The following is a 14,640-nucleotide window of genomic DNA, read 5'->3' on the forward strand; positions in this document are numbered from 1 at the left end:
AAAAATTTGACCCCTCTACCAAGAGTCAGGGGTCGAAAGTTACTTATACTGGTGACTTTGGAGTAGTTTTTGAGCAGCTCAACTACCTCTGCAAACCGTTAGAGCGCGTTTGTATTAGGGGATTTTCAACGGCGTCTCGGTATTCCTGAACGCTGTCAGTGTAGCCGATGGGCAGAACGCATTCAACGTTTTCATGGGGTCGAGGAATGATTACCCAAGATTCCAAAGTACCACCGTACGCCTTTTCGACTGCCGCAATTCCGGCATTCATAGCAGCTTTGACCTCAGAAACATCCCCCCGAATATTGACTGTAAAGCGAGCGCTGCCAACTCTGATATAGCCAACTAGGGTAACTCGGCCAGCTTTAACCATGGCGTCTGCTGCTGCTAGCACCCCAGGAAAACCCTTAGTTTCTAGTGACCCCACCGCCTGTAGTGCCATGTTCAATCTCCTGAATCTGTTGAATTACGTGATGCCAATAACTAATTCTACGAGTCTATGATGTAAATCCTAAAAGAAAAGCCCATCATGATTATCCATTCTGACCTTTGCGACCCATAACTAAAACGTTCGGAACTGTTCAACTTCCTCGGTGTAATCGATTGGCAGAACGGCTTCAATATTTTCAGTGGGATTGGGAATGATATAGTATGAGGTTACTTCAGCACCGTAAGTTTTATTAGCAGCTTCGAGTCCCGCAGCTACAGCGACTTGAACTTCGGATATCTTGCCCCGCACGTTCACCATAAAGCGACCGCTTTCGTTTTTTTCATAACCAATCAGTGTGACTTCCCCCGCTTTGACCATGGCGTCTGCCGCTGCTAGCACACCAGGAAAACCTAACGTCTCAATCGTTCCCACCGCCGCTGGCATGGCTAATATTCTAAGTCCATAAAAATTATTGTGAATGGTATTATAGCAATTTATCCAGGATTTCGATAATAATTTATGAGCTTTTCCCGTTTTGACCGAAGCAGTCGCTGCTCAAGCTCAGTTTATTTGTTGGATGACCCATTTTTCAACCAGGGGATTTTTTAGAAAATATACCAAAAACAGAATAGTCCTAATTTTTCCCAGATTCGATTTTGATGTGTAACAAAACTCAGTAAGTCAAACTAACAAAACCCGGCGTTTACAGCGGGTTTTGAGATTATACGAGTATTTTGATGATTTTTGAAGCTTACGCCGGGACTGGGATAGCTTGCTTTTGCTTTTGCTTTGCCAGTTCCAAAAGACGACGAATGCGTTCTTCTGTAGGCGGGTGAGTGCGGAAAAGAGACTGTATACCTTTTGCGGAGATAGGATTGACAATCAATAGGGGTGACATGGCAGGATTACCATTCATGGGGATTTGATCAGCCATTGCTTCAAGCTTCTCTAGTGCACTAGCAAGAGCCGTGGGATTACCCGTAATTTCCGCAGAACCAGAGTCAGCTACATATTCGCGAGTGCGGGAAATGGCAAACTGAATCAGCGCGGCTGATAAAGGAGCCAGGATAACCAAAAATAGCAAACCTATGGGGTTCCCACCTCGACGATTGTCACGAGTGACTGGGCCATAGAGTGCTCCTAAAGAGAGAATACGTCCCAGGAAAGAGATTGCCTCATCAGCTCTATTAATAGGCAGTTTCCCAACTTTTTGACGAAAAATCCTCTAACGCAAGAAGTAAATAGTAAAAATAAGGTGTTGTTAACCTTATCTACGTCAATTATTTTTCGTGACAGATACCCATCTAATAATTAATTTCTGATTTGCACTGGCATGATTAGATAAGTCATTTTCAACCCCCCCAGAGGCGTTAAAATAACAGGGACGGTGGCTTCATTCATCTGCATTTGAATATCAGCAGTAGAAAGCGCCTTGAGTCCATCAATTAAGTACTTGACATTGAAGGCAATTTCTAGGCTTTCACCCGTTACTTGAGCCGGCATCGACTCTTTGCCACTACCAACATCTTGAGCTTCTACAGACAAGTCAATTTGCTGTTTAACGCTGTCAATACTAAATTTGACAATATTATTTTTCTGGTCTGCCAAGACAGCAATTCGTTCTACTGCACTTAATAATTGCCGCCGCTCAATGGTTATCTGGCGCTGGAACTTTTGGGGAATCAGTTGACGGTAGGCTGGGTATTGCCCTTCGAGAGTACGACTGGTAAGGCGATAGCTCAGTGGCAGGGAGCCTGTAGGTGTCTCCTCTCCTCCTTGAAAGACGATTTGCCCTTGTTCAAACTGAAGATTAATCGTTCCATTTGTTTGGCGCAAACCGACAATGCGCTCTAGTTCACGCAAGGCTCTGGCTGGCAGGGTAAACTCTAGAGATTCTGCGTTACTGAGAGTTGAGCCTTTAGAGGACTTAGCAGGAGAATTATCTGCCTCATCTTGATCATCTGCGGAAGCGTCCTGGGCTCCACAAGTTGTTTGCACCACCGAGAGTCGGTGACCATCTGTAGCCGCAAACTCTAAACTGTCTTGATGCATTGTCAGGTGTACTCCCGTAAGCACCTGCTTAGTTTCGTCAGAACTAGTAGCAAACAAAGTCCCCCGCAACCCTTGGGTTAAGGCTTCTACTGGCAGATGAATAGCCACCCCAGCTTCTAGTTGCGGCAGTTCTGGAAACTCCTCGGCTTCCATGCCTCTTACTTGATAACACCCTGAAGCTGAAGTCAAAGTTATCAAAAAACTATCACCCTCTTCTGAGGTTATAGCTTCTCCTGACTTGTCTTCTATAGTGATTTCTCCCTCAGGCAGACGGGATATAATGTCACATGTCAGTTTAGCCGGGATGGTAATCCTACCACCTGCAATCACTTGAGCACTAAAGCTCGTCTGAATGCCCATAGATAGATCAAAAGCAGTTAAGAGAACTAGCTGATTTTCTTGGTCAGCTTCTAGCAAAACATTTCCTAGTACGGGATGAGTAGGGCGAGAGGGAACTGCTCTGAGTACTAGCGAGAGGTTAGTATTTAGTTCGCTTTGAGTGCAAATAAGTTTCATAATAATTTATATATTTAGCCTAGTTGTTGCTCAACTGACTGCCTTGGCAGAAATTGAACACCTGGTTCCCTCGTTTAGGTTCACTCTTAAGAGCAATATTCAGAATAATTCTGGGATTGATTCTGGTCAATGGTCTTGGTTCAACTTTACTTCCCGACAAAACTCTCTTGCTGACTAAATCCTCTCACTAATTATCGGTATCCTGGCAAATAAGACATAAATTAGGCAAGATTTTTGGGGTTTTCTAACCCTTTAACTAACTCAATTAATTCCTAACCCTCTAAATAACCCCAAGGGAGGAAGTAATTACTCCCTTCCCCTGAGTGAATTTCCTTGGCAACAGGGGCTGTAGTCATTAACGAGGGGATGATACCAAGTTGCGCTCTCGTATCTTCTGATCTTGGATGGGGTATTGAGCAAATGGGGCAAGGGGAGAGGGGTAAATAAAGTAAGTAGTAAGATGGCAACTTGGTATAAGTAGTTGGAAGAGAATTGTAGCAAGTAATCGGGCGTTGTATAGCCAGTGAAATCAATTAAGTCTGAGGTCATTGGGGATTTATTACACTACTCAGGAAAATTATCACTTTGTCAACAGTGGCTATGCTGCTATGCACAAATCGCCTTGCCGTCCTAGTTCCGAATACTCTAGTTCGTCTTCGCCTTCAGTACTCCCCACTTCTGAATTGCGAGTCTTCCAAGCCAGGGCTAGAATTTGAGTCCAGCGCTTTTGCACCTTTTTGGCTGTGATTTTCAAAGCTTTGGCAATCTCTGCGTCACTTTGGCGATCGCGTTTTAGCTCTAAAAGTTGCCTTTGTTGACCTTCGAGTTGCCCGACAAACATCTCCCACTGTTCAGAGGACATACCCAGTTTTTGGTCAATATCGGCTCCTAGCCATTGGTGTACTAGTTTCCAATGAGAAGAACGAGAGAATTTTTCTAGATGGTACTTAAAGCGTTGCTGTAAGTAGTCCCGCTCTTTAGCTGTGAGACCCATGATTTCGTCAATGTCGGCTGCGGCTTTGTCTTGCAGCTTAAGGACTAGATAATTTACGCAGTCAGAACGACCTTGCTCTTCTAAGTATTGCAGCAGTTCTTGGACAACGCGGTCGCGTAGGACAGCATCGTGAGGGTCAGTGGCTTGAGAAACCAGACGAGTCCGCACCTGTTGCATGGCTGGTGAGTAGCTTGACTCGCTACCTTGGTCACCCTTATGGAATTCAACCGCTTGTTCAATATCCACAGAAGTTTCGCTGGGTTGACGTTTGGCAAATCCTTGTGCTCTGAGGACAATCAGTTGCTGATTGCTGCGATTGGGTAGGTTAATGCGTCGCTTAGCGTATAGCTCAGTAAAAGCCATGTATTCTGCCAATTCTATTTTGGTGCGAGGAGTGTAGTCAGCATTTACCTCATTTTCCCGCCGGAAGGCTTTGAGGGACTCAGCATAAAACTCTTGCATAAAGTCCTCAATCAAATTGCGTCGGGCGGCAAATTTTAAATGAGATTGAGCTGGTGCTACGTGGCGATAAACTACTACGCTCAAGCGGCTATGGAGTTCGACACGACCTTGTAGGGAACCGAGGCGATAGTACTCTAGATACTTTTGTAACCGGTGACGACCTAAGGTTAATTGCCAAGAGCCGATTTCACCACTGGTTTGAATACGATGACTCTTGAGACAAATGCGTTCAATCTCTTCGACAATTCGATTGATTACGTCTCGAGCGCGGCTTGGTAGTGATTCTACTTGGGAGCGCATTTCTTCGAGTAATACCTCTTGCAGCATGCAAGAATCAGTTTTTTCGAGAATGTCCGGAGACTGTTGTTGTTGCTTAGAATCTTGATGGAGAGAGGTGGCGGTGGTTAAGGTTTTCATGCTAAGAGCCTCAAAAAGCTAAAGTTGTTAGTTGGTTAGAAAGCAACAGAGGTCGAATTAGATTGGTTCTCACCCCTTCAGGGTTCTTCCTCTGTGATTTTCTACAACTCGAATTTAGCCTCTCAGCTCGACTTCTAGGAAAATGCTTGTGTCACTCCGCGTTTAGGTCACTAGTTTAGGAAAAGTAAGGGTAAGGACTCTACAGCAATATTTAATCAGTAAAACCCTTGCTGTAAGTGGATTTTAGCTATTTACATACCAAGTTTATTAGAGAATAAGCAAGGGAACTCGAATGGTCAATTTAAAAACTGTCCCAATTTTTCCTTCGTCGTACGTAATTAAGCGCTCTTCCCTTGTAGTCTGGGTTTGCAGCTAAATTAGTTAAGTTTCTCTAACTCTGATTCTGTAATTTCGTGAAACTTTGATGAATTAAATCGGTTGATATGAATATTTTTAGTTGAGGTAAGACAGGAGGGAAGAAAATTTTAGCCTTTGAGGAAGCCCCTTGAGGGCGGGAATGGTCAATAGAGGGAAGAATTAGCGCCAAAGAGCAAGGATTGAGCGTCGCTGCCTTTCTTTTGGGGGATTTCCCTGTTGCCCATTCCCTGTTCCCCTTTTAAAGGTCTTAGTGGATTTGTGCCTGCCCTAATTAAACAATGGAACATTGACCTGCCATCAAATCTCTAAAAGCTTCAAATTCCGAGCCTTCTCCCACCACCAGTAGCCTATCTCCTGCATGTAGAACTGTACTGCTTTTTGGGTAGTAAAGCGTATACTCTCCTTGTTTGACACCCATGACAGTTATTCCTGTCAGTCTACGAATATCTGCGGATGCCAGGGTCATACCATTCAGAGGTGAGGATGCGCTCAAAGTTATCCACTGACTTTTGAATTCAGGTATGACATTTGCCAACCCTGGCTGCGGTATCTTGGTGGCACATTCAGAGCGAATACTGCAATAGCGGTCTTTGCGAATTTCCTTGATCACAAAGTGGACATTCCACTGCGTTTCTCCTAAAGTCGCTAGCAAATGCGCTCCGATTTGTAGTGCTGCCTCAAATTCCGGTTGAACCACTTCGTGGGCTCCCAACTGAGTCAGCAGGTCAATTTCCTTATTCAGGTGAGAACGAGCGACTATATCTAGTTGTGGCGCGAGTTTGAGAGCGCGTTTGAGCAACAATCGAGTGCTAGCCGGATCCGGTAAGGCAATCGCCAACGCTTTCGCCTTTTCCACATGGGCTTTCTCTAAGACTAGTTCTGAGTCAGCATCCCCGAAAATGTAAGGAATTTGATCCATCCTTAACCTTTTAATCGCCGCCTCAGAGTTCTCAATTACTAGCACCTGATGACCCTGATTTTGTAAAATATTTACCAGGACTTGTCCAACTCTGCCATAGCCTGCGACTACCACATGATCATGAATAGTTTCTGGAATTGAGAGAGCTTGGGTTCCCTGAAAGCGGCGCAGATATTTTGCCAAGAAGGACCAATTAGCCAATTGCTCTGCTAGACGGGGAGAAAATCTCAGCCACATGGGGGTAATCACTAAAGTAATAGCCGTAGTTCCTACCAACAGTAGATACTTTTCTTGAGTGAGAAATCCCAACTGCAAACCTACTAAGGCTAAGACAAAAGAAAATTCCCCAATTTGGTTTAAGCCTAGGCTAACAATTACAGCGGTTTTGAAAGAGTAACCAAATTTCAGGACAATTGGCAAAATAATTGCTGCTTTACCTAGCATGACGAAGGCAACCATGCCTAAAATTAAACCAAAATTGTGGATAATAGTTCCTGGGTCGATCAGCATGCCGATGGAAGCAAAAAACAGACTGGCAAAAGTGTCCCGTAAAGGAAGAATTTTTGCTAAAGCTTGGTCAGCATAATCAATCTCTGAAATCATTAATCCAGCGACAAAAGCCCCCATTTCTACGGAGAGGCCAAGACCAGCAGTAATTAAGGCAACTCCTAAACATAGAGCAATAACAGTAAGCAAAAATAACTCACTATTCTCCGTTTCAGCAATGCTCTTAATTAGAGGAGGAATCAGCCACCGGCCAGCGGCAAAAGCTGCTGCTAGAAACAACAGCACTTTAAGCATTGCGGTAAACATAGCGGAGGCAATATTTGCTGGTTCATTCAGAGTAGGTAAAATCGCCAACATCAGACCTAAAGCAAGGTCTTGGGCAATCAAAATTGCCAGCATTACTTGACCGTGGAGTGTATTGACTTCTCCTCGTTCGGTTAGGGTTTTGAGTACTACAGCCGTTGAGGAGAGGGAAAGAATTGCTCCAAGAAATATCCCTTGAGTCAGTCCCTCGACCCAGCCAATTAGAGTAGCGAGAAATGCTACCAGCCCGATTGTTAGACCAATTTGTAGTAAACTACCTTTGATGGCAATATCTTTAACTCGTTTGAGTTCGGCTAAAGAAAATTCGACACCTAAGGCGAATAACAGGAAAGCAACGCCAATTTCTGCTAGGTGTTCAATTTGTACCTGGTCTTTTAAGAGTTTTAGACCAAAGGGACCAACTATTAAACCACTGACTAGATAACCGAGCAGGACAGGTTGGCGTAGTCGATTAGCTACATAGCCTCCAAGAGCAGAAGCTCCTAGAACCGTAGTAAGATCCAAAATAAAATTATGATCTGCTGCCATGTTTCCTTGTGTTCATTTGTATTCATTAGCTTAATAGTTAGCTCACTTATTCTGAGGGTGAATCTGTCAGCGTGATTAATCGTAAATGCCGACAGTGTCCCGAATAAATGACTCATACCCAATCCCCAATATTGGGTTGTTTCCCCTCAGATACACTGAGCAGATTGCTTAATGTGGAGTTTAATTTAAGCATCTAACGCCGGGGGCAGTTTATTCTGTAACAAGCCACTCAGATACAATTGTCCGCCAGGGGGAAATTCTTAGCAAGGATGGCATTTATTTCCTTTAAGTATTATTAAATGCGAAAAAGTGAACTCCACGAAAGAGATAGAGGACTGATTCCCCTCAGTCCGTTGTCACCCATAATGATATAAGCATTTTTAAGGGACATCTACTGTCATGTTCCTTCTTGACACCCAGCTCCCCAAGCTGGGTTTTTTCGTGAAAAGCCTGCTATTTCTTTAGTAGATATTGCTTAGGCTTTATGGGTTAAGGTTTTGAACTCCAACAAGACAGGCAACTTTTAATCTTCTGAGGCCGGACGTGTCAGAATATCATGTACAGTTGAAGCTGCAAATTCACTGGTATTGTTAATTTCTTTAACTTTTTGAGTTAATTCTTTAGCTTTTTCTAGTTTTCCTTGTCTAGCTAAAATAAAAGCGTAAGCGGCATAGGTGGTTAAATATAGCCGAATTTGAGGATTGTGTTTACGACTGATTAAAATTGGTTTTAGTTGCTCCCAATCTTCCGGTAAGTTTTCTAATTGCTTAACTTTATCTAAGACTTTTTCTGCTACCTTAAGCGCCATGGGATAGTTTTTTTTGTAGAAAAAGTACCTATAGGCAGAAACTAGAACGTCTGTATTACTGTCTGCCTGGTCTAAGGCTTGGTTAATATATTTTTCTGATTCCGTAGTATTTTCCCAGTTGTCAGCAGCGGAGAGCAGTAAGTTTTTGATCTCAGTTGGCACTTCGTACCAGGAAAATTGGTCTTCTTTAAGCTTCATTTCAAGTTTCTCAATATCTAGACGCGCTTTAGCTAATACCGAGTTGTGCTATCAGAACAACTGGATATCACACCGTCTAGATTGCCAAGAGCCAGAGGCTAAGCTAATCTTTCTTCAAGATAATTTAACTTCTAAAACCGTTTTTCGTACTCGACAACTACTCTGCCATCGCCATTAAAATCTGTACCACCACGCAGGAGAAGATGCTCCCTAAGTCGATAGCGTAGGTTGTACTCAAAAGGTTTATCAGTAGTTAATTCCTTGGATACAGAAACTGAGAGGTTACGACCAATATCAACCCCCGCTTCAGCACTGACGCCTAAACTAGAAGCGCGCTCATCGTCATCAACAATAGTGGTGGGGTAGAGACGAAACTCGCTCAAACCCAAGGCTTCGCCAATGGCATATCCCACATTAGAAAGTAGCGCTGACCCAGCTAGGTTAGCTAAACCCAGGGTAGTATCTCCCCGACCTAAGGTATCGACAAAACTACCCCCTAAGAGGGCAATAATTTCTTGATCACTGCGGTCTGGAGTACTGGTCAATGTCAGAGTTTCATTGTCAGATGTCTTCCCTACTAAAGACTCAACTAGCTTACTAGCTTTTCCTTGAACGTTGGCTTGGACACGAACCGTTTGCACACTACCATAGCCAGTAGGTAGAAGATCACTAATTTCTGCCGATGCTTCCGCAGGAATTGGCTGACGTTCTGTTTCTGTGACTGACGCGACCAACCGCACATCTAATGCTGGGTCGAGTCCTTGTCCAGGAAGAAAGCGAGCAGTATTGTTGTAGCCTCGATCTAAACGAAATTGGGTAGTAAATAAATTGACTCGACCACGCCGTAAATTAATTTCCCCTTGGGGACTAATTTGATCTAAAGGTCCATTGAGAGTCAGGCTACCATCGGCAAGGAAATTTAACAGTGGGGGCTGTCGAATTTCGACGCCTTCAGCTAGAGTTAGCTCTAGGTCATTAAATTCTGTAGGGTTACTGGTTTGCGTTGTTGCCGCTTGCTCTCCCCCACTACCTGCACCCGCTAGTTGCACTTGACCATCAAACAGCTTGAGTTGACCGCCAATTGCTGGCGCTAAAGCAGTACCAGTTATGACAACATTACCTTGAACTCCACCACTGTAAAGTCCTTTGAGATTCAGAGCCAGCTTGTCAATATCAACTGTCAGAGGATTTTGTTGGGGCGCGGGTTGGAAAATGGGGATAGTTCCTTGTGCTGTGACGACACCACCGCTAAAATCACCCTGTAAGTTGGCTACTTCGATACGGTCAAAGTTAAACTCGGCTGTACCGTTAACATTAGTTAGAGGTTCTCCCCGTAGTACAGGAGCTTCTATAGTGGCATTTTCGACTGTGGCAATGCCTTCAGCGACAAGTTGTCTTGGTCTGTTGGTTTCTCGATCAATAGTTCCGGAAATGTCCAAGTTGACTCTTCCAGTACCATCTTTCCAGAGAACTTGACCTCGGCTCAGAACGTTGATAATCTCTAGTCCCTGATCAGCGACATCAATGTTTAAACTGAGTTCCTCACTTTCCGGTTCTACAGTAGCCACAGGCAACTGATAAGGAATACTGCCCTCGATATTAAGGGGTTGAGCATCCGCAGTGAGAATACTATTGGCAGAAAAGTCAAAGCGAGCATTGGCGTAGTTAAAGCTGCCCTCAACTGACTGAACAGGTGTTTGATTAAGAGTCGCATCGGTGATGCTCAGATCACCCCTGGCTTGGGGGTTGTCAACGCTACCAGCAATGGTCGCTGAAGCATTAACTAGTCCTCCAAAACCGAGTGCTGGTGGAACTTCAACAAACTGACCAACAACTTGTCGAATTGCATTGACGGGGATCTTTGTCAGGGCTAATCTTCCGGTTTGTTCTTGGCCACCAATAGTGCCTTGAAAACTTGCTATGCTATCTCCAGTTTGAAAGCTCAGAGGTAGTAGAGTCAGCACACCATCTTGAAACTCGCCTTCAATCAGCACTTGTTGAGCAACGTAGTCTGCTCCAACTGTGTAAGGGTCATCCCATTGCCAGTTTTCCCCCTCAAACTTAAAGTCAGCACTAATACCGGAAGTTGGGGAACTAGTGAGGGTGAGACTACCATTCAAGCTACCTTCTAATACAGAGAGTTCGGGAAAGGGGGAAGCTGCGGCACGTTGTTGGCGCTGTTGTTCTAAGAGTGCTTTAATTTCAGAAAGCCTTTGTAGTTGTCTTTGTAGAGAGGCTCCTGGCAATCCTACTCCGGCGACTGCAATATCCTCAGCTTGTTGGTAGTCTGGCAATGAGGCACCACGGGTTAGATCATTGAGATCAAAGATTTGTAGGGCAGTGAGAATGTCTTGAATTTCTCCCTGGGGAACCTCAAGTTTTGCCTGAAATTCTGGCCCTTGGGCAGTTGGGGTGAGATTGGCAGTTACTAAGTAGCGGCTATCACCGATTAGAAGCTCACCATTGTTGAGGACAACGGTGCCATCAGTATATTGCACAGAGCCACTAAATTGTTTGCCTCTGATCGTGCCGAAAATTGGGTTGGCTACAGCAAGATCCCCTGTGACGCCAAAGGTATTCAGGTTAACCTCTAAGTTACCGGAGATGTCTCCCGCCAAGGGCTGGGATGCGATCGCTTCTGGTAAAGGAGCGAACTTTTTGATGGTGCTAATCGGGAAGTTATCCGCCTGTACTACTAAAACTGCTCCTTGTCGAGAACCACTAGCGATCGCTTCGCCCTGTTTGACTAAAAAAGAGGTAGGTTGATAGTTAGGGTCGAGGGCTAGTTGAATCTGGTCATTGTTGCCAGTTAACTGCAAAGAAACTCCCTCTCCAGGAAGCGCACTCACTTGACCTGTCATTACAGGGTCAAACTTCAGTTCTTCAATGGCAAAGTCGCGCAGTGCCAGATCCCCCCTAATTCGAGGAGCAGTTGGCGTACCAGAAATACTGCCGGCAAAATCCCCTCGACCTGCAATATTTAAGTTAGCAGCGGCATCTGGTAGAGGAATCGGCAATTTTTGTAAGTTTAAGTCCCTTGCCGTAACATCCAGATTCAGGTTATTAATTGCTTGGGGAAAACCTTGATTTTGCAGTGCAGCTATGTCAACACCAATAAAGCCATTGGCTGAAATTCCTTGAGCCGTTGCCTGTTGGATTTCTATACCTGCTCCATTCCAGCGCACTGAGGCGGTTAAAGGGCTCTCAATTAGAGAAATCCCCTCGCTGAAAGTCAGTTGACCTTGGGCGCGTAGCGCTTCTGCTAGCGCCATTGGGGTAAGATTGGCAATATTTCCAGAGACGTTGAGTCTGCCACCGAGACTGCCAGCTAATTCCTGGGAAAAGCGCCCTAACTCGATGCCGTTGGGTGTGACAACCGCCTGCAAGTTACCGTTAGTTAGTTGTAAATTAGCTACTTCCACGGTGCCACCTGCCACCTGGAGGCGTCCACTGCCAGCAGCATTAATTGCTGTCGGTGACAACTGTTCGAGATTTCCTGATAATCTAAATGCTCCTGCCAAAGGCCCAGAAAGTGTTGGGGGTAACTGTGGCGCTAAACTTCCTAACTGAACGCCCTTTGCTGCCACGTCTGCTAACCAACGTCCTGCGGCTAACTGGATGTCAGTGCGGAGGTTACCCCCGGCAAGATTGAGGCTTCCACTACCACTGCCCTTAATTGTATTAAGGGCGAATTGTTCTAGGCTGCCTGACAGATTGAAAGTGCCAGTTAAAGGTGCTTGTAATTGCTCCGGCAGTTGAGGCAACAGACGCCCTAGTTGCACACTAGATGCTTGGAGATTGGTCTGCCAAAGACCTTCTGAGAGTTGAATATTATTGGCTGTAATCTTGCCTCCTGCCAGGTTGATGCTGGCAGAACCGATACCATTAATGCCGGATGTGGTTAATTGATCCAGATTGACGGCTACTTGCAACTGACCGCTTAAGGGGTTACTAAACTGAGGTGGAACTTCTGCCAGACGTTCTAATTGCACTCCATCTGCTTGGACTAGGGCGCTTAAACTACCATTCTTGAGATCTATATTAGTGAGGCTAACTAGTCCACCAGCAATATTCATATTGCCAGATCCACTACCACTGATGGTTTGCGGTGTGAAAGAATCGAGACTCCCTGACAGATTAAAGGTGCCGTCGAAGCGTCCCTGCAATTGTGGGGGAAGATTATCTGAGAGTTTTGCTACGGCAATATTAGCGGCTTGGACTAACCCTTGCCAGCGACCTTGAGCTACTTCTACATTGTTGATGGTAACGCTGCCATCAGCTACTTTAAGATTGCCTTGACCTGTGGCGCGGAGGTTCTGGAGATTGCCGAGGGAACCAATAATCTGGGTTTTAGCTGAGACTCGGCCAAGGGGAATGGGTAAGTCAACATTATAAGTATTGGCGATCGCTTCTGAAGGTACTTCTGAAGCTTGGAGGTCAAAGACAAAGGTTCCGTTCTCACCCAGTTTTACTAAGCCATCCCCTGTTACCAAGCCGCCTACTGTGGGTTTTGCCTGTAAGTTGTTAATGGTTAGGCTTAGTTTTGTGGCTACTAGCCTAAAGTCACCAGTGATTTTGCTAAGGTTAACTTTGTCAATTTGAGCTGGCTTGGTAGTAGTTACTTTGCCCACCACAAGAGGATTATCTGGGGGACCAGTAATTTTGAGGACAGCTTGGACTTCTGCTGAGGCGGGTACAGGCAACTCTGGGATACTAAAGGTTTGTAAAACTGGTTTTAGTGCTATTGGTTTGGTCTGCACTAACAGGTTATAGCCTGCTTGAGTATCGATTACGCCCTTTGCTTGAGCGGGTATTTGACCAAAAATACTAGTAATGTTGTCTAGGCTAACTTTTGTTCCTTGAAAGCGCAGTTGACCATTAGTTTTAGCTAAGGGTTGAGGTAGTTGTGCTATTTGGGCGGTTAAGTCTTTTAGAGTTAAGCTGCCGAAAAGTTGCAGCACCTCTTGGGGTTTAATGTCTATTTCCAGATTACCGCTAATCAGACCAGCTTTTGGCTCTATGGGTAGCTGGGGAACGATTTTTTTTACTTCAACAGCACTCAGGTCACTAGTCGCAACTACCAGTTTAGTTTCTGTGGTTGCAGGTTGGCTCTCTCCTTGCAGCCGAAACTCGCCTCCAGTAGCTGACTGACCCAGTAAATTGTACTGGATTAATTGGTTGTTATTAAGAAAACGAGCTTTAGCGGAAGTTAGGGAGAAGACTACTGGTTTTAGTAAGTTTCCCTGAGTTCCCCTGGGCACCATTACTACCTCAGCACCTCGAACCCGCGCTGTTTGCAGCTTTATTTTCAGCCAACCTTCAGGTTGAGGTACTAGTCTGGTAGAAATCCACTCCCCTTGCTCGTTTTGTTCGATGTAGATATTTGGCTCAACCAGGGTAATATTTAGTTCTAGGGTGCGGTTGAAGATTAGTTTGAGTGGATTATAGTTAACATTTAATGCTTGTATAGCAACTCGGTCAGGGTCTGTGGGTGTTGCTGGCAAGGTTGAGTTACCAAATCGCAAGCTATTTAGGGAAAAGCTTTCTACTTCTCCCAATTGGACATCTCGATTTAGCAGATTTTCGACACTTTTCTCTACCCTCGGCGCTAGCATTCGGTGGATGAAAATCCACGCCCAAGTTAATCCTCCTCCAAGGCTGATGAGTAAAAATAATCCTAGGAAAAGCCATAAACGCCGCAATCCTCGCCGATGTGTACCTCTAGGAGAACCTGAATTTGCTTGATTACTGGAACTCGATGGGGGTTCTTGATCTGAATTGGGGGAGTTTGTCATTGCCTGCTTTCCTCGAACCTAGAGGCAGGAATCGAGTTTTCGACTAAGTATACAGAGGATTGGCCTTTGCTTTCCTGAATAAAATTAGCCGACATTTGTTCCGGTAAGTTTCTGCTCAATATACCTCCTGCTTTCTAACTCCTGCCTTTTTTTAGTTAAGCCTGTGGAGGATAAGATGCGGTTTTACTGGATATTTTAGGAAGTGGTGTCGGGGGTGTTAATTATTTGCTAGGCAAGTATCCTCAATCCCGCTGAAGTACTATGTTATCTTGCTTTGAGGGAATTTTTCAGGCGTTCATCGATACCACTAGC

7 protein-coding genes and 1 pseudogene are annotated in these 14,640 nt (G+C 44.9%); all 8 read right to left on the reverse strand.

What is annotated here, in order from left to right; genetic code table 11:
* Positions 1 to 82: 82 nt before the first annotated feature.
* Positions 83 to 442: a carbon dioxide-concentrating mechanism protein CcmK gene (locus tag ACT7WV_RS11495; RefSeq protein WP_445103027.1), complete on the reverse strand. Its 360-nt coding sequence runs from the start codon at positions 440 to 442 to the stop codon at positions 83 to 85.
* Positions 443 to 562: 120 nt separating this feature from the next.
* Positions 563 to 874, reverse strand: coding sequence for a carbon dioxide-concentrating mechanism protein CcmK (locus ACT7WV_RS11500; RefSeq protein ID WP_445103028.1), 312 nt, complete (start codon positions 872 to 874; stop codon positions 563 to 565).
* 307 nt (positions 875 to 1,181) lie between these two features.
* Positions 1,182 to 1,604: pseudogene (locus tag ACT7WV_RS11505) on the reverse strand (M48 family metalloprotease); the annotation flags it as partial.
* A gap of 137 nt (positions 1,605 to 1,741) precedes the next feature.
* The gene (gene dnaN / locus ACT7WV_RS11510; RefSeq protein WP_445103029.1) at positions 1,742 to 2,998 is read right to left on the reverse strand and encodes a DNA polymerase III subunit beta; all 1,257 of its coding nucleotides are present in this window, start codon (positions 2,996 to 2,998) and stop codon (positions 1,742 to 1,744) included.
* A 598-nt stretch (positions 2,999 to 3,596) separates the two neighbouring features.
* Positions 3,597 to 4,871, reverse strand: coding sequence for a HetZ-related protein (locus ACT7WV_RS11515; protein ID WP_445103030.1), 1,275 nt, complete (start codon positions 4,869 to 4,871; stop codon positions 3,597 to 3,599).
* A gap of 649 nt (positions 4,872 to 5,520) precedes the next feature.
* Positions 5,521 to 7,527 (reverse strand): monovalent cation:proton antiporter family protein, encoded by a 2,007-nt coding sequence (locus ACT7WV_RS11520; protein ID WP_445103031.1) that lies wholly within the window; start codon positions 7,525 to 7,527, stop codon positions 5,521 to 5,523.
* 523 nt (positions 7,528 to 8,050) lie between these two features.
* The gene (locus ACT7WV_RS11525; protein WP_445103032.1) at positions 8,051 to 8,533 is read right to left on the reverse strand and encodes a hypothetical protein; all 483 of its coding nucleotides are present in this window, start codon (positions 8,531 to 8,533) and stop codon (positions 8,051 to 8,053) included.
* Between the two features lie 131 nt (positions 8,534 to 8,664).
* The gene (locus ACT7WV_RS11530) at positions 8,665 to 14,328 is read right to left on the reverse strand and encodes a translocation/assembly module TamB domain-containing protein (protein WP_445103033.1); all 5,664 of its coding nucleotides are present in this window, start codon (positions 14,326 to 14,328) and stop codon (positions 8,665 to 8,667) included.
* Positions 14,329 to 14,640 lie beyond the last annotated feature (312 nt).

The sequence above is a fragment of the Symploca atlantica LB2515 genome (assembly GCF_052546295.1).

Coding starts and splice junctions, on each gene's coding strand:
- ACT7WV_RS11495 (WP_445103027.1), bottom strand. CDS start 442: ATGGCACTACAGGCGGTGGGGTCACTAGAAACTAAGGGTTTTCCTGGG.
- ACT7WV_RS11530 (WP_445103033.1), bottom strand. CDS start 14,328: ATGACAAACTCCCCCAATTCAGATCAAGAACCCCCATCGAGTTCCAGT.
- ACT7WV_RS11515 (WP_445103030.1), bottom strand. CDS start 4,871: ATGAAAACCTTAACCACCGCCACCTCTCTCCATCAAGATTCTAAGCAA.
- ACT7WV_RS11500 (WP_445103028.1), bottom strand. CDS start 874: ATGCCAGCGGCGGTGGGAACGATTGAGACGTTAGGTTTTCCTGGTGTG.
- dnaN (WP_445103029.1), bottom strand. CDS start 2,998: ATGAAACTTATTTGCACTCAAAGCGAACTAAATACTAACCTCTCGCTA.
- ACT7WV_RS11525 (WP_445103032.1), bottom strand. CDS start 8,533: ATGAAGCTTAAAGAAGACCAATTTTCCTGGTACGAAGTGCCAACTGAG.
- ACT7WV_RS11520 (WP_445103031.1), bottom strand. CDS start 7,527: ATGGCAGCAGATCATAATTTTATTTTGGATCTTACTACGGTTCTAGGA.